The following is a 26,586-nucleotide window of genomic DNA, read 5'->3' on the forward strand; positions in this document are numbered from 1 at the left end:
GCCTCATTTGATTGTATGCGCTCCTTTAAAAGCCTGAATAACCTCGTTGGCTGGGTGGTTTTTGCCATTGCCGCCCTCACGTACCTGCTCACCCTGGAGCCCACCGCTTCGTTCTGGGACTGCGGCGAGTTCATCGCCTGTTCCTACAAGCTGCTGGTGCCGCACCCCCCAGGCGCGCCCACCTTCCTGCTGCTGGGCCGCCTGTTCTCGCTGTTTTCGTTTGGCGACGTAACCAAGGTAGCGGTGCTCGTCAACGCCCTCTCGGGCTTGAGCAGCGCCTTCACCGTGCTATTCCTATTCTGGATTATCACCCGCATGGCCCGCAAGCTGGTGCTGCGTGAGGCCGTGGCCAACAGCGGCCTGGGCGCCGAGGCCATCGAGCCCAGCAGCTACCAAAGCCTGCTCATTCTGAGCGCCGGTGTGGTAGGAGCCCTGGCTTTTGCTTTCTCCGATTCGTTCTGGTTTAATGCTGTGGAGGGTGAGGTGTACGCCATGTCGACCCTATGCACGGCGGCCGTGGTCTGGATTATGCTGAAGTGGGAGGCCCACGCCAACGAACCCGACTCGGACAAGTGGCTGATTCTGATTGCCTACGTTATCGGCCTCAGCATCGGCGTGCACTTGCTGAACCTGCTTACGCTGCCGGCGCTGGGCTTCATTTACTACTACCGCCGCACCGCCAACCCTTCGCTCAAGGGCGGTATCATCGTGCTGGTGGTGAGCATGCTGATTGTGGGCTCCATTCTGGCAGGCATCATTCCCGGCCTGCCCACGCTGGCCGGCGACTTCGAGGTGTTCTTCGTCAATACCGTAGGCCTGCCCTTCAACTCGGGCCTGTTCATCTTCCTCATTGTCTTCATTGGCTTGATTTGGTTTGGCTTCCGCCTTTCGTACCAGCGCCGCAGCCAGCTGCTGAACACGGCCATGCTCTGCTTCGTGTTCATTCTGATTGGCTATTCGAGCTACCTGATTGTTCCGATTCGCAGCTCCTTCCAGCCCACCATCAACGAAAACGACCCGGAGGATGTGCTCAGCTTCGTGAGCTACCTCAAGCGCGAGCAGTACGGCTCGCGGCCGCTGTTGTACGGCCCGCAGTTCAACGCCCAGCCGGTAGACTACTCCGAGGGTTCGCCCCGCTACGCCCGCGACCTGAAAGCCGGCACCTACAAGGAGATTCTGCCGCGTCAGCAGGAGCCCGTGTACCGCGACGAAGACAAGATGCTGCTGCCGCGCATCTACAGCTACGAGCCCGACCAGATTGCCAACTACAAGAAGTGGGTAGATATTCAGGACGGCGTGAAACCCACCATGGGCCAGAACCTGGGCTTCCTGTTCCGCTACCAGATGGGCCACATGTTCTGGCGCTACTTCATGTGGAACTTCGTGGGTCGCGAGTCCGACGTGCAGCAGGCGGGCGTGGTTACGCCCTTTAGCCCCAGCGCGAAGTCGCTGCCCCCCCGCATTGGCGAGAGCCCGGCGCACAACAACTTCCTGGCCCTGCCGCTCATCCTGGGCCTGATTGGCCTGTGGTTCCAGAGCCGGCGCGACAGCAAGGATGCCTGGGTAACCGGCCTGCTGTTCCTGATGACTGGTTTGGCCATTGTCTTCTACCTCAACCAGCCGCCGCGCGAACCGCGCGAGCGTGACTACACCTTCACCGGGGCCACGTTTGCCTTCGCCATCTGGATTGGTCTGGGCGTGCTGGGGCTGGCCGAACTGTTCGGCAAAGTGGTGAAGGCCGACGGCCTGCGCGCTGGCCTGGCGCTGGCTGCCGGCCTGCTGATTCCGGGCATTATGGTGGCCCAGGGCTGGGACGACCACGACCGCAGCAACCGCTACAACTCGGTAGACTCGGCCAAGAACCTGCTCAATAGTTGCGCCAAGGATGCCATCCTGTTTACCAACGGCGACAACGACACCTTCCCGCTCTGGTATGCCCAGGAGGTGGAAGGCGTGCGCACCGACGTGCGCGTGGCCGTGCTCAGCTACCTGAACACCGACTGGTACATCGCCCAGATGAAGCGCCGCTCGTACCTGTCGCAGGGCTTCCCCATCTCGATGCCGGCCACGGCCTACGCCCAGGGCACCAACGACATGCTGCCCTTCGCCGCCAACCCGGCCGTGCCCAGCGTGAACCTGAAGGAATTTATTGAGCTGGTGAAGGCCAACAACCCGCTGCTGCAGGTGCAGTACCAGGAAGGCGGCCCGAGCATGATGAGCTTCCCGACCCCGAACTTCTTCCTGCCCATCGACACGGCGGCGGTGAAAAAGCTTGGCATCATCCCCAAAGACCGCGAAAAGCACCTGGTGGATAAGATGGAATGGAGCATGGGCAAGCGCGCCATCGAGAAGAAAAACCTGGTGATTCTCGACATGATTGCCACCAACAACTGGCAGCGCCCCATCTATTTCAGCAGCACCGTGAACCCCGGCGACTACATGAACCTGCAGCCCTACTTCCAGATGGAAGGCATGGCCTACCGCCTGCTGCCCCTGAAGGACCCGAACTACGACCCCCGCAGCGGCGACGACGGCTTCGTGGAGAAGGACCTCACCTACGAGCGCCTGATGAAGGTTTTCAGCTACCGCGGCCTGCAAAACGCGAAGATTTTCTACGACGAGAACAACCTGCGCTTCCCGGCCAACTACCGCGACAAATTCGCCCGCCTGGCCAACGCCTACCTGGCCGACAAGAACGTAGCCAAAGCCAAAGAAGTGGCCGACAAAGCCCTGGAGCTGATGCCCGACGCCGCCGTTCCGTACGACTACTACTCGCCGCAGCTGGTGCCGGCCCTGGTAGCAGGCGGCGAAAAAGCCAAAGCCGACCAGATTCTCGACACCATGACCCAGCGCTCGGAGCAGATGCTGGCCTACTACGCCACCAAGCCCGACGCCAGCCTGTTCGAAGACGACCAGCGCGGCTACCTCGTGGGCCTGCAAAGCGTGTACATGGCCGCCGAGCGCGCCGGCGACCGTGCCCGCGCCGACAAGGCCCGCGGCCTCATGCAGCAGTACTACCCGCAGTAAGCTTTGGGTGGATGAATAAGGAAACGGCCGGCCCGCGCATTGCGGGCCGGCCGTTTTGGTGTGGCAATGTCTGCGCTACTTGTTTTGAGGAGGGATGCAACAGTAATTCGGCATTGGTCCGGTCCGACCGCCCTAGGCGGTCCGACCGGTTGAAGCACCACCGAGTTTGGCCCTGACGACAACCGGTCGGACCGCCTAGGGCGGTCGGACCGGGCCGGGCGATGCCCCGATTACTTTTGCCCAACTACTTATCTGCTCAACCAGGCTCCTACTGGCGGTGCGGGTGGGCGCGGCACGAAAACGCGGTGCGGTCGAGGCGCGGCGGGTTATCGAGGTCGAAGTTGAACGCCACGCTGTTCAGGTACTGGGCGGCGCGCAGGCGTTCGACCATCGTTTCGGGCTGCTACCGATGATAAACTTCGGCCTGAGCGTGGGTGCCGACATGGAAAGCGGTGCGGTCGAGACGCAAGGCCGTGCCCAGAAGATACAGCCGGATGCCTTGCGAGGGCCGGCCATTTTCGTTAGTCATGCCCAGCGTTACTCTACCTGCAGGCGGGCCTGCTGGCCGGAAGCCTGCACCAGGTAGATGCCGGCCCGCAGCGTGGCCGGCAGGTGCAGCAGCAGCGGCCCGGCGGCGGGCACGGTAGCGCGCAGCACCACCCGGCCCAGGGCATCGAGTACCCGCACGGCCTGGCCGGGCGCGAAGCCACTCACCTGCACGGTTTCGCGGGTGGGGTTGGGCCACAGGGCCACGCGGCGGGCAGCCAGCCCGGGCAGCGTGCCCGTGACGGTGCCGCCCAGCTGCGCAATGTAGCCAGTGCGGCCGTGGATGCCGGTGTAGCCGACGTAGCTGCCACTGCCCACCACGGAAAACGGGCCGAAGGAAGCCTGGGGGCCATAAAACGTGCTCACCAGATAAAGGATACCACTGCTAGTCACCGTCAGGCCGGCCCCATTCACGATGCCGTTGCCGTTGGTGTTGAGGGCGCTGCCCAGCACCACCCACAGGAACGTGCCGGCCGGGTCGATTTTGGCGACGGCCAGCTCGCCCAGGTGCGTGGTGGTGGGGTGGATGCTGCCAAATGTGAGGTCGGTGCTGCCCACGCCGGCCACCAGGTAGGCGTTGCCAGACCCGTCGACTGCAATGGGGCCGCCCAGGTCATAGTAGTTGGTGCCGCCGGCCTGCACGGCCCACTGCCAGCTGCCCGCCGGGCTAAGCCGGGCAGCAAAGGCGTGGCCGGTGGCGGCAACGAGCGGAATGGTGCCGAAATAGGCCGTGGACGTGCTCGTGATGGTCTGGTTGATGGAGCCGGATACGTAGACGCTGCCGCTGCCATCCACCGCCAGGCCGGTGCCAAAGTCGTCGCGCGGGCCGCCGGCCTGCACGGCCCATTGCCAGCTGCCCGCCGGGCTGAGCTGGGCCACAAACGCCTCGCGCGAAGAGTTGCTGGGGGCATTGGTGCTGCTGAGGGTGATGCTGCCGAACACGGCTGTGGCCCGGGAAAACGCCCCCGTGACCGAGACGTTGCCGCTGCCGTCCACCGCCACGGCGGCCCCGTGGTCGGCAATGGCGGTAGTGCCCACCGAGCCCCCCGATACGGCCCAGAGCCAGCTACCGCCGGGGGCCAGCTTGGCCACAAACAGGTTGCTGCCCCGCGTGGTCGCGCCCGACCGGTTGGTGAGCGTGGTACTGCCGAAGGTGGCCGAAGCCCCCTGAAAATACCCGGTGATGCAGGCATTGCCGCTGCCATCGACGGCGATGCCGTTGCTGATATCGTCGTTGAGGTAACCGCTGCCGCCCGCCTGGGTGGCCCACAGCCAGTTGCCCTGGGCATCGAGCTTGGCCACGAATACGTTGGCCTCGGTGAAGCTATTGGCCACGCCGCCGGTGAGGTTGGTGCTGCCAAACCCGGCCGTGAAGCTGTGGTATTCGCCCGTGATGTACACGTTGCCGCTGCCATCGACGGCGATGCCGTGGCTGCGGTCGTTTTCGGTGCCGCCGGCGCGCACGGCCCACAGGTAGTGCCCGTCGGGCGCGCGCTTGGCCACCACAATGTCGCGGTCGCCCAGGCTGCGCAGGGTGGTGGTGCCCAGCGTGATTTCGCTGCGGAAGTTGCCCACCACGTAGGTGTTGCCGGCCGCATCGCTGGCCAGGGCGCTGGCTTCGCTCTCGCCGCGGCCCCGGGTTGTGGCCACGCGCTGCACGGTGCCGCTGCTGCTCAGCTCGGCCAGCACCAGGTCGGTCGTGCCGCCCAGGGTCAGCACGCTGCTGCCCAGTGTGAGCTGGTTGCTGGCAAAGTCGCCGGCCACGTACACGGTGCCGGTGCTGCTGCTGGCAATGCCCCGGCCCCGGTCCGTGCCCGTGCCCGTGGCCTTCAGGGCCCACTGCCAGGTGCCGGCGGCCGTGAGGCGGGCCACAAACAGGTCGATGGAGAGCGTGGCCAGCAGCGTGTTGGTGCCAAAGTAGGCCGTGGCGCTGGTGCCGACGTTGGCGCCGACCTGCAGGGAGCCGGTCACGCAGGGGTTGTTGGCGGCATCCACGGCCAGGTCCATGCCCACCAGGTCCACGGCCTGGCTGATGCCCATCGCGCCGTAGGCACCGCCCGCCCGCGTGGCCCACAGCCAGGTACCGGCCGGGGTCAGCTTCGCCACAAACAGCTCGTTCGAGGGCTGGCCGTTGAAGTTGCGGTGGCTGAGGGTGGTGCTGCCCAGCGTCACCATCGAGCCTTGGTAGTTGCCGGCCACGTAGGCGTTGCCGTCGCTGCCCACGGCCAGGCCCACGGCGGTGTCTATGTCGTTGCTGCCCACGCTCAAGGCCCACAGCCAGTTGCCGGCCGCATCGAGCCGGACCACGAAAATATCGCTGGGAGCCACGACTATCCCCCCCGCCGGCGTGAGGGGGAGCGCGGTGGTGCCGAAGGTGGCCGTGCTGCTGCTGTAGTCGCCCGTGCAGAACACGTTGCCGCCGGCATCGAGGGCCACGGTGCGGCCCTGGTCGTACTGGCTGCCGCCACCGCGCTGCACCCACAGCCAGTTGCCGGCCCCGTCGAGGCGGGCCACGAAGGCATCGGTGTTGTTCGGGCTGGTGGTGGCCACGGCAAGGGAGCCGAAGCTCACGCTGCCCGCGAAGCGGCCCGTGATGGCCAGGGCGCTGCCGTTGCCCTGCACGGCCAGGCTGGTGCCGGTGCAGTTGCCCAGCGCGGTTCTGCTGCCGCCGGCCACGGCCCACAGCCAGGTGCCGGCGGGGTCGAGCTTGGCCACGAACACGCCCGTCAAGGCCAGGGTGGTGCTGCCAAACTGCGCCCCGGCGGCGGGAAGGTTGCCCAGCACGTAGGGGTAGCCGTTGTCGTCGACGGCAATGTCGGTATTTTGGCTGTCGAAGTTCCCACCCTTCTCGATGCGCAGGGCCCACAGCCAATTGCCCGTGGGCCCGCGCTTGGCCACAAAGCCGCCGTCGCCGCTGAGGTGGATGCTGCCAAAGTCGATGTCGCCCGCGTAGGTCCCCGTCACGTACACATTGCCCTGGGCATCGGCGGCCAGCTTATCACCCGAGATGCTCCCGCCCCCGGCCTGAAATCCAAACGAAGTGGCCTGCGTAAAGGCGGGGGCCTGCGCCCGGGCCGTGCTGCCCGGCAGGGTCAGCAGGGCCAGTAGGGCCAGCGCCAGCCAGCCCATGTGCCCCCACCGGAGCGCGCGGGAGTAGTCGTTTTTCAGCATCGGTTTCGGGGGTTGGGGTTCGTCCTGGTCGTGCGTTGTCAGGTGCACTAAAGATACGCGCCGCCGGACGTGAAAACCGCCCCACTGGCCGGCCCGCAGTGCGTGGGCCGGCCAGTGGGGCGGTTTTCACGTCCGGCAGAGCTGCCGGGGCTCCCTCATCCCCCTGAGAGGCACCGGGCAGCGCTGCCGCATGCTTCTTAGCCCCTTGGGAGGCACCGGGCAGCGCTGCCGAATGCTTCTTACCCCCCTGGGAGGCACCCGGCAGCGCTGCCTGGCCCTTCTTACCCCCTTAAGAGGCACCCGGCAGCGCTGCCAAAGGTGCTTAACCCGCCTGGAGCGTAGTGCCGGGCTTTTTAGCATACACTCGCTTGGGCAGGCTGGCGTAGTCGAAGTAGCGGCGGGCCTGCTGCGGGGCGCGGCGGTGCGCGTAGCAGGCGGCGGTGTGTACATCCCAGAGGGCTTCGGCCACGGCCCGGGCCCCGGGGCCGAGGTCGGCGAGGGTTTCCTGCAGGTCGGTGCGGGCCTTGGTTTTGGTGGTGGCGGCTTTGGTGTACTGCTTCAGCAGGGCAGCGGCGGCGGGGCCCTGGGCCTTCACCGCGTCGTCGGGCGAGGCTTGCAGGGCTTTCACGTAGGCGGCCAGGCGGGTGGCGCGGGCTTTCACCGGGGCCTGGGTGAGGCCGCTGAGCTTGTCGGGGTAGTACGTCTTTTCCTCGTCGGCGTGGTCGAAGAAATAGGGCCGGAGCACCTTCACATCGGTGGCTTGAATGAAGGTTTTGAAGGCCTCGAACGCCGTTTGCTCGGCCCCGGTACCGGTTTGGGCATTGCCGCCCTGGCCCCGGCGCGTTACCAGGTCGGTGCGCAGCCCGGCCACGGCGGTCGCCAACGCCGCCCCGTGGCCGGCAATGAGGGCCTCGACGCCGGGCGCGGCCACGGCCGTGGCCGTAAACTCGGCGAATTTGGCTAGGGTTTCCCGCGAGGCTTTCAGGTGCAGGAAGAAGTTCTCGTACTTGTCGTTCTGGTAGTCTTTCATGCGGGTAAACAGTGAAAAGAGGAAAGGAAAATCGCCGACCGGGGCGGCCCGGCCGGCACGCGGCAAAGTAGCAGGAAAAAGCCGGCGCGGCTAGTGCTGCACCCGAATCTGGGAGCGGCTAACGCGGCAGCGTCTGGAAAGCTTATTGCTGCCGGTCAAACCGACCGGAGGTGACCCGCAAGGTTTTGGTGGGGTCCAGATTATTCACGGCCGTGAACTCGAACGTGCCGGAAGCAATACGCTGGGCTATATCCGCCCGGGTTATCCGTACTTGACCGGTGTAGATACTGGTCGTGCCGTACAGTTCTCCTGAGTAATCATTCGGTGTTACAGTCGCGTGATTCTGACAGTGCCAAGGAAGCTCGGGAGGAGAATATGGAGTATTCTTATTCAGCGAATAAGTACCCACAAGTAGCTTACCAGTGCGTGGAAAATTGGCAATGAATACACTAATGCTATATTCTTTACCTCCTGCCTTGCCGTTCAGCCGCAATTGGTATAAGCTGTCTTCGGCAAAGCCGCCCGCGATGCCGGCGACTCTGCCGGGCCCGCTGCCGAAGCCGCTGGCGGTGAAGACCTGGCCATTGATTAAACAGCCCGCCGTGTTTTTGCCCTCTTGCGTGGCCGGGGGCAGGTCGGCTTCGGGGTCGTTTTTCTTGCAGCCAGCCGTAAGCAACGCGGCGGCCAGGCCAAGGGACAAGTAAGCTCTCATGGGACAGAAAGGAAAAAGCGCAGAAAAGAAAGTGGTAGAAGAGCTTATTGCTGGCGGTCAAACCGCCCTGAGGTGACACGCAAGGTTTTTGTGGGGTCCAGACTGCTCACGGCCGTAAATTCGAACGTGCCGGATACAATTCTATTGACTTCGTCAACGTGAGTGATATTTACAGAGCCGACAGCTTTGGAAGTTGTTCCAAACAATTCTTGCGAATTATCATTCGGCAAGAAGACTGCATAGCTCAGACACTGGCTTGAAATAGCCGCTGGCATATAAGGGGTATCTTTGTCTAGGATATACACGCCTGCCAACATTCTATTTTTGAACCTCGGAAATGAGTTCAGAAATAAATGAATCGCTCCTTCGCTACTTCCAATTTTTCCGTTTAGGCGCAGGTAGTAAGCACTGTCACAGGCAAAGCCTCCGCCCATACCGGCGACTCTGCCGGGCCCGCTGCCAAAGCCGGTGGCCACAAACGGCTGGCCGTTGATGAGGCAGCCAGCGGTGTTGGCTCCGGTGTGCGTGGCGGCGGGCAGGCCGGCAGCGGGGTCATCTTTTTTGCAGCCGGCCAGTAACGTGGCGGCCAGGCCGAGGAATAAGTAAGGTCTCATGGGACAGAAAGGAAAAAGCGCAGAAAAGAAAGTGGGCGAAAAGCTTATTGCTGGCGGTCGAACCGGCCTGACGTGACCCGCAGGGTTTTCGTGGGGTCCAAGCTGCTCACGGCCGTGAACTCGAACGTGCCGGCCGTTATAGGCCTGTTCAAGTCGGCCAGATTTACATAGACAAAGTCTACTTTGCCTACATGAATATTATCAGTGATGTACACTTCGCCCGAATTATCATTTGGGAAAAACGCCCCATAGCTGCGGCATTGCGTTGGACTTGCAATGGGTATATAGGCTGATAACTCATTTAGTAGATAAGTTCTAATTAATGAGTTGGACTTATAATCCGGGATGCTTCTCAAATAGATATGTAGGCTGCCATCCTGCCCACCAAGCTTTCCATCGAGGCGCAGGTAGTAGTCACCGCCGTAGGCAAAGCCGCCGCCCAAGCCGGCGACTCTGCCGGGCCCGCTGCCGAAGCCCGTGGCCACGAATGGCTGACCATTGATGAGGCAGCCGGCGGTGTTGGCTCCGGTGTGCGTGGCGGCGGGCAAATCGGCTTCGGGGTCATTTTTTTTGCAGCCGGCCGTGAGCAATGCGACTGCCAGGCCAAGGAACAAGTAAGGTTTCATGGGACAGAAAGGAGAAGAGTGCGGAAAAGGAAGTAGGGGAAATCTTATTGCTGACGGTCGAACCGGCCCGAGGTGACCCGTAGTGTTTTGTTCGGGTTCAGGTTGCTCACGGCCGTGGACTCGAACGTGCCAGAGGAGACACGTTTAACTCTAACATTGCTAATATCTACATAGGTAATTTCGACTTTACCTGTATGCTGTGCGTCGGTTCTATACACCTCTTGTGTGTTGTCATTAGGAAAAAAAGCAGCATAACTCAAGCATTGTCCAGGCAGCGCTATTGGTAAGTAAGAAGTCGAGTTATTTAATAAATATTCTCCAAGCAAAGCTTGGTTCTTGTAATCTGGAACGCTATTCAGAAAAATATGTAGGCTGCCATCCTGCCCACCAAGCTTTCCATTGAGGCGCAGGTAGTAGGCACTGTCGTAGGCAAAGCCGCCGCCCAAGCCGGCGACTCTGCCGGGCCCGCTGCCGAAGCCCGTGGCCACGAATGGCTGACCATTGATGAGGCAGCCGGCGGTGTTGGCTCCGGTGTGCGTGGCGGCGGGCAGGCCGGCAGCGGGGTCGTCTTTTTTGCAGCCGGCCAGTAACGTGACGGCCAAGACCAGGTAGAAACAGGTTTTCATTAGTGAGGGGAAAGGAGAGAAATGAAAGTAGGCTGGAAAAGTGGCTACAGCGTTAGCCTATTGAGGAAGTCTTCATAAAACCGCTGCGCCCCAAATCCTCCGCAGTTTAGCCCCCCCCGGCAGCAGCTGCAAACCAACTTTTGCGCGTATCAGACTTTTCAACGGGCCATTTTTGTGTGCTTTAGCAGGCGTGGTCCCACCCCCACTGGCCGGTAGTCGCGTTTTCGGTGCGACCTTCCGTAAGAGAAGACGACTTTACCACTCTGCGTTTGCCACCCGCCATGCCCTCCCCTTCCCGCCTCTGGTACTGCCTCGGCGGGCTGCTGCCGCTGCTGGCCGCCGCCCCACTGGCCACCCCGCGCCCCGATTTCGCCGGCCTCTACCGCGACGCCCCGGCCCTGACCGTGGATACCCGCCGCGAGGGCGACAGCCTGCGCCTGTACCTGCGCCTGCCCGCCCCCGCCCGCCTGGGGCCGGGCCACGCGTTGCGGGTGGCCCTGTGGCCCAGCTACGAAGCCCGCGCCCCGCTGTGGCAGGACAGCATCGCGCGCCGCGCCCAGCACCCGCGCCCCGCGCCCGATGGCGGCGTGCAACTCAGCTTCTGCGTGCCCGTTGCGCAACTGCCTGCCGGGGCCGCGCTGCAAGTCACCACCGCTGCGGCCGATACGAAGGACGACTACCAGGAGCCGACCACCACCGCCTGGCTGCGCCTGACCGAGGCCGTGCGGGCCCGCCCCTTCGTGCTCACGGATTCGGCCGGGCAGCCGCTGGCCCGCCGCTACCTGCGGGCCGGCGAAGTCTTCGGGGTCGAGAGCTACGGCCTGTTGCAACCCGTGCGCTGGAAGCGCTACGCCGTGAACCCGCTGCCCGCCCTGCCGCCCATGACCAATGCAGCCGCCATGCCTGCCGGGCCGCGGGTACTGCCCGTGCTCGACTCGGCCGAAGTCCGCCCCGGCCAGCTGCTCCGCTTTCAGGAGCCCGGGCTGTATGCGCTGAAAGTGGGCGGCGTGGGCGGTATCGCGCCGCGCACGCTGGCCGTGCTGGTGGCGCCCAACGCCTATCCTGCGCTAAGCACCGCGGCCGAACTTATTGAGCCGCTACGCTACCTCACCACCAGCCAGGAGCGCCAGAAGCTGACCGATGCGCCCGACCCCAAGCGGGCCGTGGATAAGTTCTGGCTCGATATCGCCCAGGGCAACCAACGGCTGGGCAAGGAATTGATAAAAAGCTACTACGGCCGCGTGACGGCTGCTAACCGCCTGTTTGCCGCGCACAAAGCCGGCTGGCTGACGGATAAGGGCCTGCTGTACGTAGTATTGGGGCCGCCGCCGGGCGTGCGCCGCCTGGCCGATGGCGAGGAGCGGTGGTATTATCCCGACGGTGGCCTGACGGGTGGGCCCATCACCTACAGCTTCCGGCCCCGACCGAGTACCTTTGCACCTGATTATTACGAATTGGTGCGCCGGCCCGAGTACGAACTGCTCTGGTATGCCGCCGTTGAAAAATGGAGAACCCCACCGACCGCCCTGACCGGCCCGAACGTCCCCAGCGACCTGCCCGCCCGGTAGCCGGCCGCCGCTTTTACGACGGCGCCAACCGCCCCGTCACCCCCAAACAGTTCCGCCCCGACCGCGGCGGCAGCGAGTTCGACGAACGCCCTGCCCGCCCCAAAGGCCGCGGCGGCAGCGACAACCGCGACGAAGCCGCCGGCGACCGCACCGGTCGCTCCGACCGCGGCGAGTCGCGGCCGCCCTACCGCGAGCGCAGCGAAAGCACCGAGCAGCGCGGCAGCAACGCCGGCGGCGAGCGCCCCCGCTACGAAAACCGCCCCGCCCAGGCCGCCAGCATCGACATGCTGTTTGGTCTGCGCCCCATTCAGGAAGCGTTGAATGCGGGCCGCACCCTGGAGAAGATTTTCCTGTTGCGCGGCACCAAAAATAGCCTCGTTACGGATATTTCGGCCGCTGCCCGCGCGGCTGGCATTCAGGTGCAGCTGGTGCCCGTGGAGAAGCTCGACAACCTGACCCGCAAAAACCACCAGGGCGCGGTGGCCTTCGTGTCGCCCATCGACTACGCGCCCCTCGATACCATTGTAACCGGGCTGTTCGAGGAAGGCAAAGTGCCCTTCCTGCTGCTGCTCGACCGCATTACCGACGTGCGCAACTTCGGCGCCATTGCCCGAACGGCCGAGTGCCTGGGCGTGCAAGCCATTGTGGTCCCCAGCCGCGGTGCCGCTCAAATCAACGGCGACGCCCTGAAAACCTCCGCCGGCGCGCTGAACATCTTGCCCGTGTGCCGCGAGAACAACCTGCACGAAACCATCCGTTTCCTCCAGCAGTCGGGCGTCACCATCGTGGCCTGTACCGAAAAAGCCGACGAAGCCGTGGGCGCCGCCGAAGTCGATTTCACTGGCCCCGTGGCCATCCTCATGGGTTCGGAAGAAGACGGCATCTCGCCCGACCTGCTGAACCTGGCCGACGTGAAGCTGAAAGTGCCGATGGCTGGTCAGATTCAGTCGCTCAACGTGAGCGTAGCTGCTGGCATCATGCTGTTTGAAGTGGCCCGCCAGCGGGTAAACGCTTAACTGAAACGGTAAGCCCCAGCGGGACGGCATATCGGTAGTGAACCGCCAATGCCATTTATAAAGCCCCAGCGGGGCGGCACTCGTTCGACGAGTGTCGCCCCGCTGGGGCTTTGGCATTCTTTATATGTAATCGTACTACAGATATGCCGCCCCGCTGGGGCTCTTACCACGTTCTAGGCAGCCTTAGTTATACCCGCTGCCCTTTTTGGCTTTCACGTCGGCCACGAACTCCTTCACGCGCTGCTCTTCGCTGCGCTTGCAGATGAGCAGCACGTTGTCGTACTCGGCAATGATGTAGTCTTCGAGGCCCTGCACTACTACCAGGCGCTCCGAAGGCGTTTTGATGACACAACCACTGGTATCGTAGAGCAGCACGTCGCCGTTCACCATGTTGTTGTTGGCGTCGCGCTCGCCAATGCGGTGCAGCGAATCCCAGGTGCCCACGTCGCTCCAGCCGAAGTCGGCGGGCAGCACATACACGTTGTCAGCCTTTTCCATCACCCCGTAGTCGATGCTGATGTTGCGGCAACGCGAGTAGGCCTCGCCGATGAACTCCTCTTCCTGCGGCGTGCCCAGCTTATCGGCGCCCTCTTCGAACACCTCGGCGATGTCGCCCAGGTACTGGTGAAAAGCTTGCAGAATCACGTCGGCGCGCCACACGAACAGGCCCGAATTCCAGAGGAAGTCGCCGCTCTCCACAAACATCTTAGCCAGCTCCAGATTAGGCTTCTCGGTGAAAGTTTTCACCTTGTGCAGCTGGCCGCCGGGCAGGCTCTGGTCGTCCATGTACTGGATGTAACCGTAGCCGGTATCGGGGCGCGAGGGCTGAATGCCGAGCGTGATGAGCACGTCATCGGCCCGGGCCGCATCAATGGCAATGCCAATCAGGCGGCGGAACTCGTCTTCGCGCAATACGGCGTGGTCAGCCGGCGTCACGATGATAGTTGCTTGGGGGTCGCGTTGCGCGATGCGGTAGCTGGCGTAGGCAATGCACGGTGCGGTGTTGCGCCCGATGGGCTCGCCCAGAATCTGGTCGGCGGGCAAATCGGGCAGGTGTTCCTGCACCAGCGCCGTGTAGTCGCGGTTGGTTACTACAAACACGTTTTCGGGCGGGCACACCCCCGCAAAACGGTCCACGGTAAGCTGAAGCATGGAGCGCCCCACGCCCAGCACGTCATGAAACTGCTTGGGATGGTGGGTGCGGCTGAAAGGCCAGAACCGGCTGCCAATGCCGCCGGCCATCACGATGAGGTACGTAGAATTCATTGCGACAAAGGTAAGGCCGAAGCCGAACCTGCGCCCGCCGCGGCGCTGGCGGTTCGCAGGTTAGTCAGAAGAACATCGTGCCGCGCGTTGGCCGGGAGCCCGGTCGGTTCTAGTTAGGCGCCGCTGTATCTTTCGGGACTGTGGCTACTGTATTCCGTTCGATGTCTGCTCTCCTTTCCTGTCCTACCTTGTTTCTGTGCTGCTTCCGCTGCTGTTGCATCTGGCTGCTGACAGGATTTCTGGTGGCGGGCTGCGCGGGGCACGCTCCGCAGTCCGCCGCTCGGTCTCTCTATAAAAGGCGGATGCTTCGGGTCTCCGGCTATGTGCTCGATGCGGTGAGCCGACAGCCGATAGCCGGGGTGCCTGTTGCGAAAAACGGCGCACAGACTACCAGCGCTAAGGACGGTTTTTTTCGGTTGAGATACCCGGCGGCAAAACATAAAGCTTACCCTATCGCGGGAGAGGATGAGCTCGCAGTTGATTTACCCGGTTATGCCGGCCGCGCCTACATTCCGGCCGATACCACGCAGCACATCACGCTGCCGCTGCTGCACAATCTCTACCGGTTTCCACCCAACGGCAACTTACACCCGGCCGACTCAATCCATCTATCGCTTTGCACCGCGCCGTGGAATGGGATGCCGAGTAACTATTGGGCTTTTCTGATTCAGGACAGCAGCGTCCACCAGCCGCGTAAGCTGCGGGCAATCACCTTCCGCATTGGGCAGAATGGGTTTTTCCGCGAACCCTTCCGGATACGTCTTTACCGTTACAACGGACCGGCACAGCCGCCGGGCGAAGATTTGCTGACGGAGAATTATATGATATCTTCAGGAACAGAAGGGGTGTTTAGCTATGACCTGAGTGATTATGACATCATTCTGCCAGCCACCGGCTTTTTCCTGGCACTGGAGTACATACTTGGGAGCGATAAATTTTACGCGCAGTCACACATGGTGGGCTATAAGCCAGTAGGCCCGCTGCTGCGTCCTCCCTACGCCTTCGCTGATACGCGAACCTGGGCATACGTTTTAAATAAAGGCTGGCAGCGTATTCCGGCCGCTCAAACCTGCTGGCCCCGCTATGAAAGCGCGCTGAGCGTAGAAGTGGAGCCTACCAAATAGCCCCACATACAGACTAATTCTCCTACACCAGTCCCTCGCGCAGCAAGTCGTGCAGGTGAATGAAGCCGGCGAACGCGCCGTCCTCCGTTACCACCAATTGCGTGATGTTGCGGCTCTGCATGCGGGCCAGGGCTTCGGCGGCGAAATCTTCCACATCAATCGTAGCGGGGCGGGGCGTGAGAATGTCGCGCGCGCGCAAGCTCTCCAGGTCCGAAAAACTGCCCAGCATGCGGCGCAGGTCGCCGTCGGTGATGATGCCCGCGAGTTGGCCCGCGGCATCGAGCACGGCCGTGGCCCCGAGGCGCTTGCCCGATATTTCGAGCAGCACGTCCTTCAGCGGCGCATCGTCCTGCACCTGCGGGCGCTGGTTCTGCCGGCTGAGGTCGCCCACTTTCAGATAAAGGCGCTTGCCGAGGGTGCCGCCGGGGTGCAGGCGGGCAAAGTCGGCGGCGGTGAACTGCCGGCTTTCGAGCAGGCATACGGCCAGCGCATCGCCCAGGGCCAGGGCCGCGGTGGTGCTGGTAGTGGGCGCCAGGTTGTTGGGGCAGGCCTCTTTGCTCACCGGTGCGTGCAGGATGTAAGTGGCCTGCTGGGCCAGGTAGGAGTCGGCGTTGCTCACGAGCGCGGCCAGAGGCACGCCCTTGCGCCGCAGCAACGGCACCAGCACCTTAATTTCGGGCGTGTCGCCGCTCTTGCTGATGGCCACAACGAAGTCGCCGGGCTGAATCATACCCAGGTCGCCGTGAATGGCATCGGCGGCGTGCATAAACAAGGCCGGGGTGCCGGTGCTGTTGAGCGTGGCCACGATTTTGCCGGCGATGTGGGCACTTTTGCCAATGCCCGTAACCACCACCCGGCCCTGCAGCTGCAGGATGGCTTGCACGCAGGCCACGAAATCGGGCGTAGCAGCCAGGGCATCGGCTACGGCGCGCACGGCGTCGGCTTCTTCGTGCAGCACTTGGCGGGCAATGGCGAGCACATCGGCAGTAGCAGGCGCGGCTCCGGCAGCGGCAATACCTTCGGAAGATTGAGCAAAAGCGGACATGAGCACGGGGTAAGGTTGATTTTGCAAAATTGGGGGATAGAAGCTAAGCCCGCTTCCTCAGCCCGAAACAACGCCCTTCCATCGCGCATCGACTTTCCAACAAGACTCCAGGACAATTTGTAGCGTCCAAACAGGATTTGGAGATTCGGGCCAGCCAACTCGCCCGCTGCAAACCTTACCCAACTCTGGGTACCGGCGCTGCACTTGCCTGACCTTCCACCGACATAGCAATATGACAAAATTGTTTTCCACAATTCACGAAAAACGTCTTTTTTCATGCGGAAAATATGCGTCATTGCTTATCTTCGTTATGAACCGCGAACCGGTCCGCTTTTCACCAGCGCCTATATCTCATGTCTTCAGTTGCCCTCCAAGAAGCCCCGGTCCTCACGGCCGATTTGAAACATACACTAAAGGAAGTATTCGGCTACGGCCAGTTTCGGGGGACCCAAGAGGCTGTTATTCAAAACGTACTTGCCGGGCACAACACGTTTGTGATTATGCCCACCGGCGCGGGCAAGAGCCTCTGCTACCAGCTGCCGGCCCTGGTGGTGCCGGGCACGGCCATCGTTATTTCGCCCCTCATTGCCTTGATGAAAAATCAGGTTGACCAGCTGGGGGCTTTTGGTGTGAACGCGCAGGTCTACAATTCGACTCTGACCAAAACCGAGATGAAGCGGGTGCAGCGGGACGTGATAAGCGGCGAGGTGCGCCTGCTGTACGTGGCCCCGGAAAGCCTCACCAAGGACGATACCATCGACTTCCTGCTGAAATCCACCATCAGCTTTGTGGCGATTGACGAGGCCCACTGCATTTCGGAGTGGGGCCACGATTTCCGCCCCGAGTACCGCAAGATTCGCGGCATCATCGACAACCTGGGCGGTAACGTGCCCATTATTGCCCTCACGGCCACGGCCACGCCCAAAGTGCAGCTGGACATCCAGAAAAACCTGCAGATGGACGACGCCTCGGTGTTCAAAACCAGCTTCAACCGCACCAACCTTTACTACGAGGTGCGCGCCAAGCACAACACCAAAAAGCAGCTGATTCAGTACGTGAAGCAGCACAAGGGCAAGGCCGGCATCATTTACTGCCTGAGCCGCAAGAAAGTGGAGGAAATTGCCGAGCTGCTGCGCGTGAACGACGTGCGCGCCCGGCCCTACCACGCCGGCCTCGACCAGCAGGTACGCATCGACAACCAGGACGCGTTTCTAAACGAGGAGTGCGACGTAATTGTGGCCACCATTGCCTTCGGCATGGGCATCGACAAGCCCGACGTGCGCTTCGTGGTGCACTACGACGCGCCCAAATCCATTGAGGGCTACTACCAGGAAACCGGCCGCGGCGGCCGCGACGGCCTGGAAGGCAACTGCCTGATGTTCTACAGCTACGATGACATTCTCAAGCTGGAGAAGTTCAGCAAGGACAAGCCCGTGACCGAGCGCGACAACGCCCACCAGCTGCTGGCCGAGATGACGAACTACGCCGAGTCGTCGGTGTGCCGGCGTCGCCAGCTGCTGCACTACTTTGGCGAGGTGCTAGAGCAGGACTGCGGCTTCTGCGACAACTGCAAGCACCCCAAGGAACGGTTTGAAGGCGAAGCAGCCGTGGGCATGGCCCTGCGCGCCGTGGTGCAAACCGAAGCGCGCTTCAACCTGAACCACATTGGGCAAGTGCTGCTGGGCCTCAACAACCCGCACATCGAAAGCTACGCGCACAACGCGCTGCCGATTTACGGGCAGGGCAAAGAGCTGGGCGACGCGCAGTTCTGGCACTCGGTGCTGCGCCAGTGCTTGCTGAACACCTTTTTGGAGAAGGACATTGACAGCCTGGGCCTGGTGCGCATCACCGACAAGGGCATGAACTTCATCGAAAACCCGTATGCCATCACGCTCACCCGCGACCATAACTTCGACGAGGAGCAGAAGGCCGACGAGGAAAAGGTGGAGGAGATGCAAGCCGCCGGCCACGACGAGGCGCTGTTCACCCAGCTCAAAGAGCTGCGCAAGCAGGTAGCCAAGCAGAAAAACCTGCCGCCCTACGTCCTCTTCCAGGACCCGAGCCTGAAGGAGATGGCCACCACCTATCCCACTTCGCTGCACGACCTCACGCACGTGTCGGGCGTGGGCCAGGGCAAGGCCCAGAAGTTTGGTGCGCCCTTCGTGGCCGCCATCAAGAAGTACGTGGAAGACAACGACATCGAAACCGCCGAGGACGTGGTGGTGAAGTCGGCCGTGAACCGCTCCAAAATCAAAATCTACGTCATTCAGCAGATTGACAAGAAGATGATGTTGGAGGACATTGCCTCTTCCAAGGGCATCACGATGGGCGAGCTGATGGAGGAAATCGAACACATCTGCTACTCGGGTACCCGCCTCAACATCGACTACTACCTGGAGGAGATGGTGGAAGAGGAAGTGCGCGACGAGATTTACGATTACTTCATGTCGGCCAGTACCGACAACATTGCCGTGGCGATGAAGGAGCTCGGCGATGACTTCACCGAGGAAGAGCTGCGCCTGGTACGCGTGAAATTCCTGAGCGAAGTGGCCAACTAAGGCGCGCCCGTTCTCAGAATTTTCCAGTTAATGAGCCCCTGCAATTTCGTTGCGGGGGCTTTTTTGTGGGCTGGAATGGCTGAAACTTGCGGTGGCCATGCAGCCTTGGGAACGTCGGTGCAAAAAGGCCGGCTCTGAGCCAGCCGGGTACAGGCGATTATGACCTACCTCGTGGCGCACAAAATCAAAGCCGAGCGTCTCACTGCCACCGGCTACGGCGCTACCGAGCCCTACAACGACACCGAAGCCGGCCGCAAGTTCAGCTGCCGCACCAAATTTAAAGTGGTGTCGCGGTAGGAAGCCGACGGCCAACCCTAATAGCTAGGTCGCGTACGCCAAAGCGTACTCGTTTGCCTGCCGTAGGTGGGTGTTTTCCCGCTCGCTCATGTGGATAGTTCTTGCGTTGCTGGCCGCCCTGGCCTCGGCTTCGGTTGTTACCTTGTCGAAAGCCGCAATTAAAGATGTACCGCCCAGCCTGGTGTTCGCCATCGAAGCGGTGCTGATTCTGGCGGTGGCCTGGGGTACGGTGCTATTGCAGGATTTGCTGCCCGAAATTGGTAAGATTGAGCGCAAAACCTGGTTGGTGCTGGTGGTAGCCGGCGTGCTTACGGCCGCTTCGTCGCTGCTGGTGTTTCGGGCTCTTTCGATGGGCGATGCTTCGCGGGTGTCGCCGCTCACCAACATCACGCTGGTGTTTTCGGTGACGATGGCGGCCGTCTTCCTCAAGGAGAAGCTAACGTGGCAGGTGGTATTAGGCACAGCCTTAATGGCGGCTGGGGCCATCCTCATTGCCACCACCAAGCCCGCGGCCAAGCAGGAAGAGGCCAACAACAAAAATGGCCGCCCCGCCAGCGGAACGACCATTTATGAATCGGGAATAAATAGTTAATGGTCAGTGGTTGACGGTCAATCGTTCACCATTCATCACTAATAATTGACCATTTTAAAACCTAGCAATACTCTTCGAAAGCGCCTTGCAGGTTGTTCACGATGCGCATGGCGTCGGAGCCTTCGATGTGGTAGCGCTCAATCATGTGCACCAGTTCGCCGTCTTTGAACAGGGCGATGCAAGGCGATGAGGGAGGATACGGAAGCAGGTGCTCGCGCATTTTAGCCACAGCATCGGTTTCCATACCGGCGAACACGGTAACGAGTTTGCCGGGCTTTTTGTCGGCGCTGGCGAGGGCCATTTTCAGAGCCGGGCGGGCCTTGGCGGCGGCGCAGCCGCACACCGAGTTCACGGCCACCAGCACGGTGCCCTCGTTCGAGGCAAGAGCGGAATCAACCTCCTCGGGGGTCATCAGCTGCTCGAAGCCCACTTCGGTAAGGTCCTGGCGGATGGGCGCCACCATGTATTCGGGATAAACTGACATTGTCGTAGGTATTATTAAAAAGCGGCGAGGCCGCGTGCGGCTGCAAAAGTACGAATCCTTAAAGCATTAGGAGCAGGGGAAAGTTTCGGGGTGCTGGTCTAACTAAAAGAACGTCATGCTGAGCGTAGCCGAAGCATCTCGCTCGCATCGTTGCAGCGATTGATTTACTGCTGCACGCGAGATGCTTCGGCTGCGCTCAGCATGACGTTCTTTCTATTTCACTATTGAGCAGTGCATTACGGCACAATCGTCTCGATGCTGCCATCGGCACGGCGTTTCAGCTCCGTTACTTTAATGTTGCGCAGCCATGTTTTGCCCGAGAGCTGCGTGTCGTGGTAGAAGATGTACCACTTGCCCTTCACCTCAACGATGGAGTGGTGCGTCGTCCAGCCCTGCACGGGCTCCATGATGACGCCCTGGTAGGTGAAGGGACCGGTGGGCTTGTCCCCCACGGCGTACACCAGCAGGTGGGTATCGCCGGTCGAGTACGAGAAGTAGTATTTGCCCTGGTACTTGTGCAGCCAGCCACCCTCGAAGAAGCGCCGCTTGGTGTCGTTGGCCAGCAGGGGCTTGCCGGCTTCGTCCAGAATTTTCAGTTCCTGCACGGGGCCGTCGAACTGCTTCATGTCGGCCGAGAGTTTGCCGACGCGGGCATTGAGAGCGGGTACGGCGGTACTGGGCTCTTTTTCGGCGGCGTTGGCGTCGTACGTACCAGTTTGCCAGCGCTGCAGCTGGCCGCCCCAGAGGCCACCGAAATACAGGAAGGCCTTACCATCGGCGTCCTGAAACACGGCCGGGTCGATGCTGAAGCTGCCAGCCATGGGCGTGGCTTCGGCCTTGAACGGGCCGCTGGGCGAGGTACTGGTGGCTACGCCGATGCGGAAAACGTCCTGCTTGTCCTTCACCGGAAAGTAGAGGTAGTAGGTGTCATTTTTGAAGGCGGCATCGGGGGCCCACAGTTGGCGGCCAGCCCAGGGAATGTCCTTGGTATCGAGCGCCACGCCGTGGTCCGTTACGGGGCCGTTCACGCTGTCCATCGACAGGATGTGGTAGTCACGCATGGCGAAATGGTCGCCTTTGTCATTCTCCGGAATGCCGGCTTCGATGTCGTGTGAAGGGTAAATATAAATTTTGCCGGCGAAAACGTGCGCCGACGGGTCGGCGGTGTAAATGTCCTTCACCAATGGCTGCGACAGCGGCTGTTGGGCGGCGGCCGAGTCGGCTAACGCAGGCTTGCTGGCGGCAGTGGTTTCGGTAGTGGATGGGTTGGACTGGCAGGCGCCGAGCAGGGCTACCGCCGCGACCAGCAGCGGCTTGCAATGCGCAAAGTTGAAGTGGGTGGGCATAAAAAAAGAGAGTGATTTGGCGCAAATATAGACGCACAAACCACTCTCCAAATCATTGATTTTTAATCAATTTACTCACCAAACTACCACAACCGATTGCGATAGCCGGGCCAAATTGGCAGCTTAGCGCCGGCCGTAGCGCATCCCCAAAAAGTCGCCCTTGTTCCACTGCGGCCGGGCCGATTCCTGCGCTACCTGGTAGCCCACCAGAAAGCAAAGCTGCACGTACTTTTTGCCGGCCTCGAAGTCGAAGCGGCCATTGATGTCGTCTTGGGGCTTGTGGTACGTTACGGCGCGCCACTTCTGCACTTCTTCGCTGAGGTTGTTTTTGCCGTCGGCGGTTTTGTTGCCGTATTTGAGGTGCAGGGCGGGAATGCCGGCCGTCACGAAGCTATACTGGTCGCTGCGGATGAAGCGGTTCTGCTCGGGCTCGGGGTCGTTTTCGAGCGGAATGTTCATGTAGGCGGTGGCGCGTTGCACGGGCTTGAGCAACGTAGAATGCGGGGCACCCAGCGCCACCACGCTCAGCAGCGGGGCAATAATGGTGGGCATGTCCATGTTGATGTCGGCCACAATTTCGGCCTTGGGCACCGTAGGGTAAGCCGCGAAAGCCGCCGAGCCCAACAGTCCCAACTCCTCGCCGGTCATAAACGCAAAGAGCATGGTGCGCTTCGGCTTGTCTTTGAGCTGGGAGTAGATTCTGGCGATTTCGAGCACGCAGGCTACGCCCGAAGCATTGTCGTGCGCGCCGTTGTTGATGGAGTCGCCCTGCACCGGGGCCGTAACGCCGAGGTGGTCGAGGTGGGCCGAGTGCACCACGTATTCGCTGCGCAGCTTCGCATCAGAGCCCACGAATTTGCCCACCACGTTGTAGCTCTCAATGTCCTGGTACGTAGACTGCGTGGTGGCGGTAATGGTGGTTTTCAGGCCTCGCGAGTAAGGTTTGCCGCTGCGCATGGAGGCAAATACCTGCGTCGTATCGAGCCCCGCCGTTTGCAGGAAGCGCTGGAGCGTCGCCGCGTTCACGGCTCCGTAGAATTGCTGCTTGCTACCGGCGGCAAATGTGCGCGACACGGCAATTTTGCCATCGGCTCCGAGCACGCTGTAGGTGCCGTTTTTGAGGTCGGGCAGGTTGCCGGCGTGGGCCGAAGCCAATATCATTCCTACTGCGCCGTGGTTGATGGCGGCCTTCAGCAGCCCGGCCAAATCCTGGCTGGCCGAGGCGACCGTGGACGCAAACGTGCGGGGCGCGCCGCGCACAATCACCACCACTTTGCCCTTCACGTCGAGGCCGGCGTAATCGTCGTAGCCCAGCTCAGGCGCGCTGATGCCGAAGCCAGCGAAGGCCAGCGGCGCATCGGCCACGCGGGTCATGGGGAGCTCGGGGCTGGGGTACACCACGTAGTCCTGCCCCGCTACCAGTTGCAGGGTAGTACCCTGCCACTCGCGGACTGCAAATGTGGCCCCGGGCTTGAGGAAGGCGCGCCGCAACCGCACTTTTTGAATGAAGGTACCGGCCTCGCCGGCGGGCTGCACGCCCAACGTTTTCAACTGTTCCGTTATGTAGTCGACGGCCATCTGGTAACCGGGCGTGCCAGCTTTGCGGCCCAGCAGGCGGTCGTCGGCCAGGTAGGCGATGTGGGCTTTGATGGCTTCGGGCTTTACCTGCTCGAGGGCGTCAGCCACGGGCTTGGGTACGGTGAGCGGGGTTTGGCTGCCGCCGACCTTCGGTTGGGCCTGGATGGTGGTGCTTAGTAAGAAAGCAGTAGCGAGGGAAAGAATTCTTTTCATTGATTGAGGTAGCATTATAGCGCACACAAAGAACGTCATGCCGAGCGCAGCCGAGGCATCTCGCGTTCCACCACTAATTAAAACGATTGGATTACTACCCCACGCGAGCTGCCTCGGCTGCGCCCGGCATGACGGGCAATTTTACTGTAGCGTACTGTGGTTATAGCGCCAGAATTTGCTTTAGCTCAGCATCTGTTACCGTAAGCAGGCCCACTTTGGGGAGGCGCTGCGTGAGGACGCGCCAGTTGGGCTCCTGCTTAAAAATGGGTTTCAGCAGCGCCAAGGCGGCGGGCACTTGCTGCTTATTAGCCAGCGTAATGGCGTGCCAATACTTCATTTCCAGGTTCTGGGGGAACATTTTTTCAGCGGCCTGGTACTCGCGGATGGCGGTGGGCATGTCGTTTTTTTCCACGGCTAGGTCGCCTGCGTTCATGTGGTCGTAGGCACGGTCGAGGCTGAGGAGACGGTGCAGCTCGGGCAGCGGGGCGGCGCTGTCGTCCACGCGCAGGTCGATGAGGCGGTCGGCCCAGGGGCCTTCGGTAGCGGTGCCGCGCACCACGAGCAGCGCTGCCGACTGCCGGCCGCGTACGTCGCCACCGGCGGCTTGCGCGGCATCCAGGGCCGCCAGCACGCGCTCGGCCAGAGGCAGCTTGGCGTTGGCTTCGTACGCCTTGGCCATGGCGGGCCACACGCTGGCGTTCAGCATCATGTTGGCCTGCACCGAAAACTGCGCGCCCTGCTGGTGGCCGGCCATGTCGACGCACTTTTTGCCGGTGTGAGTGGCTACGCGGCCCTGGTTGTCGAGAATGGCGACCTGGCGCACGTCGCGGCCTTCGTCGTTGCTCAGCAGCTCATCGAGCGCCTGCTGGGCCGTTTTGCCGCCTTTGAGCAGGGCCAGGCCGCGCAGGCCGAAGGATTTGTTGGTAAACGACTGGGTAGCCACCACGCCCACGCCGGCTTCGCCCCAACTCACCGAAGTGCCCACCGAAAACCAGTGGCTTTGCACCGCCACGGCCATTTCACCGGTAGCAGGGTCGCGCGCCACAATGCTGAACGTGTGGGCAAACGGGTCAGTCGTGGAGTACATCTGGGCGGCGGCGGGCCGGGCCAGTGACAGGAACAGCAGCAACGCGAGCAGGTATGTAGGCTTCATGCAAGAGGGAGAATGAGGAGACGAGACAGTTAAATGTAGGCTAGCAACGACAGTAAGGCCGCGCAGGGGCTGCAATTGCATGGGGTGCCCTGGCAGTTATGGCACCAGAACAAGTGGGGGCTTAGCGCAAACGTATTCGCAGAAACGCTGCTGATTTTCTTGCTGTTACTTCCGCTTGCCTTGTTATTTGCCGCGTATCTTGAGTGAATAATTTTTGTTGTAACCGAGCGAACCAGGCCGCACGCAGTCGCGCCGGCAGCACTGCCCCGGCGCAGGTTCCTCCCCTCCCCCGTATCCCGATGAATACTTCCCTGACTCCGACTTCCGAAGCTTTCGCGCCCCAGTTTCACGCCTCCGACCCGGCCCATTTGCACACCCACGAGCTACCGCTGTGGCCCGACTGCTTTGCGGCGGTGCGGGCCGGCCACAAGCCGTTCGACGTGCGCCGCAACAACGAAGATTTTCAGGTGGGCGACGTTTTGCTGCTGCGCGAATTCAGCCGCGAGGCCAACGATTACACCGGCCGCACCATTACCCGCTGGGTAAGCTACGTGCTGCCGGGCGGCAACTTTGGCGTGGAGGCCGACTGGTGCGTGCTGGGTTTCAGTAGCCAGCCGCCCATTCCGAAGGGCATGACGGATATTCGGCTCTGGTAAAGGCGGTAGAGTCTTAGTCAATTCAGGAGAAAGCCCGTCATGCTGAGCTTGTCGAAGCATCTCTACCGCGCAAGTAATCAATACTGATTGCAACGAAGCGGGAGAGATGCTTCGACAAGCTCAGCATGACGGGCGGGAATCATTTTTATTGAAATTACAACCAGCCGCTCAGCGGCGCGGCTGTGCCAAGAAGCTGCGGATATTATCGTTCAGAAACTTGGCATCGACGGGGTTGGGCGCAGCCCCGGCAGTGTGGCCCCAGAGCGACGGAATCGGCTTCAGCACCACGCCCGGGATGAAGGGGGCCTCGTAGCGCGCATCGGTGATTGGAAAGTAGAGGTCGGTTTCGGAAGGCATGTACAGGATAGGCGCTCTGATGCTGCGCAGGGCCTTTTCAACGTCGCCGCCAAAGCCGGGGGTGGTGCCTACGTCGTGCTGCTCCCAGGTGCGCATTTGGAGGATGAGGTCGTTGGCATCGGCCCCGGGAATGAAGTTGGTGCGGTACTCGCGCAGCACCTGGGCGAAGGTGGTGCCGGGCTTGGCGTCGGCCTTCCAAAGCTCGCGGCGCCACCATTCCTGCGAGTAGAGCCAGGCCGTCCAGACGGTGGCGAAGGCCTCAATGCCTTTGGTGGGCGGCGAGGTGTAGTTGCCGTTGTTGAACGCAGCATCGGCGGTGAGGGCCGCAATCTGGCCTTCGAGGCGCACCACGCCGTGCGGGTAGCATTTGGCTGTGCCCGAGGTGGCTACGAGGCGGTCGGCAAACGCGGGGTAGCTCACGGCCCATTGAAACGCCTGCTGCGCGCCCATCGAAAAGCCAATAACGGCCCGCAGATGGGTGATTTTGAGGTCCTGCGTCAGCAGCTGGTGCACAGCCGCCACGTTGTCGCGGATGGTCATGACCGGAAAGCGGGGGCCATGGAAGGGCCCCGGCGTGTTGCTGGGCGACGAGGAATGGCCATTGCCAAACAGCTCGGTGGCTACCAGAAACACCTTGGTGGTATCAAGGGCCTTGCCCGGCCCGATGAGCCACTCATAGCCGCGGTGGTCGGCCAGGTAGTGCGAGGGCAGCAAAATGGCGTTGTCGCGGGCGGCGTTGAGGTGGCCGTAGGTGCCGTACACCACGCGGGCCTGCGGCAGTGTGGTCCCGCTTTCGGTGCGGAAGCTGGCGATGGTGAACGTGCGGACCCGGGCGCGGTCGGGCGAGCGTTGGGCGTGCGCGGGGCCGGTGGCCAGGGCCAGCAGCGCCAGGCCAACAGTGGCAAGCAAGTAGCGAAACGGCATAAGCAGCGGAAGTAAGCGTGCAGAAGTTTGCGGTAGCCTATAACTCCGTAGCGCCCG

Annotated in this window: 23 protein-coding genes; 8 read left to right on the plus strand and 15 right to left on the minus strand. The window is 61.9% G+C overall.

All coding sequences use genetic code 11. The annotated features are described in order from the left end of the window. Positions 1-15 precede the first annotated feature (15 nt). Positions 16-3,027 carry a glycosyltransferase family 117 protein gene (locus ABD837_RS15600; protein ID WP_345056314.1) on the plus strand — a complete coding sequence of 1,004 codons (3,012 nt, stop codon included), beginning with the start codon at positions 16-18 and terminating at the stop codon, positions 3,025-3,027. A 268-nt stretch (positions 3,028-3,295) separates the two neighbouring features. Here ABD837_RS15600 and ABD837_RS15605 read toward each other — a convergent pair whose 3' ends face one another. The 8 genes from ABD837_RS15605 to ABD837_RS15640 form a co-directional block, all read right to left on the minus strand. Further along, positions 3,296-3,418 (minus strand): hypothetical protein, encoded by a 123-nt coding sequence (locus tag ABD837_RS15605; protein ID WP_345056316.1) that lies wholly within the window; start codon positions 3,416-3,418, stop codon positions 3,296-3,298. Between the two features lie 12 nt (positions 3,419-3,430). Continuing rightward, positions 3,431-3,556 carry a hypothetical protein gene (locus tag ABD837_RS15610; RefSeq protein WP_345056318.1) on the minus strand — a complete coding sequence of 42 codons (126 nt, stop codon included), beginning with the start codon at positions 3,554-3,556 and terminating at the stop codon, positions 3,431-3,433. Positions 3,557-3,564: 8 nt separating this feature from the next. Continuing rightward, positions 3,565-6,744: a beta strand repeat-containing protein gene (locus ABD837_RS15615; protein ID WP_345056320.1), complete on the minus strand. Its 3,180-nt coding sequence runs from the start codon at positions 6,742-6,744 to the stop codon at positions 3,565-3,567. 322 nt (positions 6,745-7,066) lie between these two features. Further along, positions 7,067-7,774, minus strand: coding sequence for a hypothetical protein (locus ABD837_RS15620; RefSeq protein WP_345056322.1), 708 nt, complete (start codon positions 7,772-7,774; stop codon positions 7,067-7,069). 142 nt (positions 7,775-7,916) lie between these two features. After that, positions 7,917-8,474, minus strand: a complete 558-nt coding sequence (locus ABD837_RS15625) for a Riean_0653 family protein (RefSeq protein WP_345056324.1) — start codon at positions 8,472-8,474, stop codon at positions 7,917-7,919. A gap of 56 nt (positions 8,475-8,530) precedes the next feature. Then, on the minus strand, positions 8,531-9,100 hold the full coding sequence (locus ABD837_RS15630; protein WP_345056326.1) for a Riean_0653 family protein: 570 nt from the start codon (positions 9,098-9,100) through the stop codon (positions 8,531-8,533). 44 nt (positions 9,101-9,144) lie between these two features. After that, entirely contained in the window at positions 9,145-9,726 is a 582-nt protein-coding gene (locus tag ABD837_RS15635) for a Riean_0653 family protein (RefSeq protein WP_345056328.1), read from the minus strand. Between the two features lie 44 nt (positions 9,727-9,770). Then, complete coding sequence (locus ABD837_RS15640; protein WP_345056330.1) at positions 9,771-10,352, minus strand: Riean_0653 family protein; 582 nt, start codon at positions 10,350-10,352, stop codon at positions 9,771-9,773. A gap of 281 nt (positions 10,353-10,633) precedes the next feature. Between ABD837_RS15640 and ABD837_RS15645 the strand changes: the two genes are divergently transcribed. Both ABD837_RS15645 and rlmB read left to right on the plus strand, forming a co-directional pair. Further along, positions 10,634-11,920 carry a GWxTD domain-containing protein gene (locus ABD837_RS15645; RefSeq protein WP_345056332.1) on the plus strand — a complete coding sequence of 429 codons (1,287 nt, stop codon included), beginning with the start codon at positions 10,634-10,636 and terminating at the stop codon, positions 11,918-11,920. Then, positions 11,857-12,936, plus strand: coding sequence for a 23S rRNA (guanosine(2251)-2'-O)-methyltransferase RlmB (rlmB, locus tag ABD837_RS15650; protein WP_345056334.1), 1,080 nt, complete (start codon positions 11,857-11,859; stop codon positions 12,934-12,936). Before ABD837_RS15645 ends, rlmB begins: the two co-directional genes overlap by 64 nt. 183 nt (positions 12,937-13,119) lie before the next feature. Here rlmB and ABD837_RS15655 read toward each other — a convergent pair whose 3' ends face one another. Further along, positions 13,120-14,202, minus strand: coding sequence for a mannose-1-phosphate guanylyltransferase (locus ABD837_RS15655; protein ID WP_345056336.1), 1,083 nt, complete (start codon positions 14,200-14,202; stop codon positions 13,120-13,122). 161 nt (positions 14,203-14,363) lie between these two features. On the opposite strand from ABD837_RS15655, the gene ABD837_RS15660 reads away from it, so the two are divergent. After that, positions 14,364-15,326 (plus strand): peptidase associated/transthyretin-like domain-containing protein, encoded by a 963-nt coding sequence (locus tag ABD837_RS15660; protein WP_345056338.1) that lies wholly within the window; start codon positions 14,364-14,366, stop codon positions 15,324-15,326. Positions 15,327-15,348: 22 nt separating this feature from the next. Here ABD837_RS15660 and ABD837_RS15665 read toward each other — a convergent pair whose 3' ends face one another. Then, positions 15,349-16,371 (minus strand): KpsF/GutQ family sugar-phosphate isomerase, encoded by a 1,023-nt coding sequence (locus ABD837_RS15665; RefSeq protein ID WP_345056340.1) that lies wholly within the window; start codon positions 16,369-16,371, stop codon positions 15,349-15,351. 353 nt (positions 16,372-16,724) lie between these two features. On the opposite strand from ABD837_RS15665, the gene recQ reads away from it, so the two are divergent. The 3 genes from recQ (at position 16,725) to ABD837_RS15680 (ending at position 19,818) form a co-directional block, all read left to right on the plus strand. Then, complete coding sequence (gene recQ / locus ABD837_RS15670) at positions 16,725-18,929, plus strand: DNA helicase RecQ (protein WP_345056342.1); 2,205 nt, start codon at positions 16,725-16,727, stop codon at positions 18,927-18,929. A gap of 159 nt (positions 18,930-19,088) precedes the next feature. Further along, the gene (locus tag ABD837_RS15675) at positions 19,089-19,226 is read left to right on the plus strand and encodes a hypothetical protein (protein ID WP_345056344.1); all 138 of its coding nucleotides are present in this window, start codon (positions 19,089-19,091) and stop codon (positions 19,224-19,226) included. An 88-nt stretch (positions 19,227-19,314) separates the two neighbouring features. Further along, positions 19,315-19,818: an EamA family transporter gene (locus tag ABD837_RS15680; RefSeq protein WP_345056346.1), complete on the plus strand. Its 504-nt coding sequence runs from the start codon at positions 19,315-19,317 to the stop codon at positions 19,816-19,818. A gap of 61 nt (positions 19,819-19,879) precedes the next feature. On the opposite strand, the gene ABD837_RS15685 is transcribed toward ABD837_RS15680, so the two are convergent. The 4 genes from ABD837_RS15685 to ABD837_RS15700 form a co-directional block, all read right to left on the minus strand. Beyond that, entirely contained in the window at positions 19,880-20,302 is a 423-nt protein-coding gene (locus ABD837_RS15685) for a BrxA/BrxB family bacilliredoxin (protein WP_345056348.1), read from the minus strand. 236 nt (positions 20,303-20,538) lie between these two features. Further along, entirely contained in the window at positions 20,539-21,648 is a 1,110-nt protein-coding gene (locus ABD837_RS15690) for a glycoside hydrolase family 43 protein (protein ID WP_345056350.1), read from the minus strand. Between the two features lie 123 nt (positions 21,649-21,771). Then, positions 21,772-23,439 carry a M28 family peptidase gene (locus ABD837_RS15695; protein WP_345056352.1) on the minus strand — a complete coding sequence of 556 codons (1,668 nt, stop codon included), beginning with the start codon at positions 23,437-23,439 and terminating at the stop codon, positions 21,772-21,774. A gap of 160 nt (positions 23,440-23,599) precedes the next feature. Continuing rightward, positions 23,600-24,592, minus strand: coding sequence for a DUF1028 domain-containing protein (locus ABD837_RS15700; protein WP_345056354.1), 993 nt, complete (start codon positions 24,590-24,592; stop codon positions 23,600-23,602). Positions 24,593-24,891: 299 nt separating this feature from the next. Between ABD837_RS15700 and ABD837_RS15705 the strand changes: the two genes are divergently transcribed. Next, positions 24,892-25,248 carry an ASCH/PUA domain-containing protein gene (locus ABD837_RS15705; RefSeq protein WP_345056356.1) on the plus strand — a complete coding sequence of 119 codons (357 nt, stop codon included), beginning with the start codon at positions 24,892-24,894 and terminating at the stop codon, positions 25,246-25,248. A gap of 168 nt (positions 25,249-25,416) precedes the next feature. Here ABD837_RS15705 and ABD837_RS15710 read toward each other — a convergent pair whose 3' ends face one another. Continuing rightward, positions 25,417-26,529, minus strand: coding sequence for an alpha/beta fold hydrolase (locus ABD837_RS15710; RefSeq protein WP_345056358.1), 1,113 nt, complete (start codon positions 26,527-26,529; stop codon positions 25,417-25,419). Positions 26,530-26,586 lie beyond the last annotated feature (57 nt).

The organism is Hymenobacter glaciei, from assembly GCF_039539585.1.
Taxonomy (GTDB): Bacteria; Bacteroidota; Bacteroidia; order Cytophagales; family Hymenobacteraceae; genus Hymenobacter; species Hymenobacter glaciei.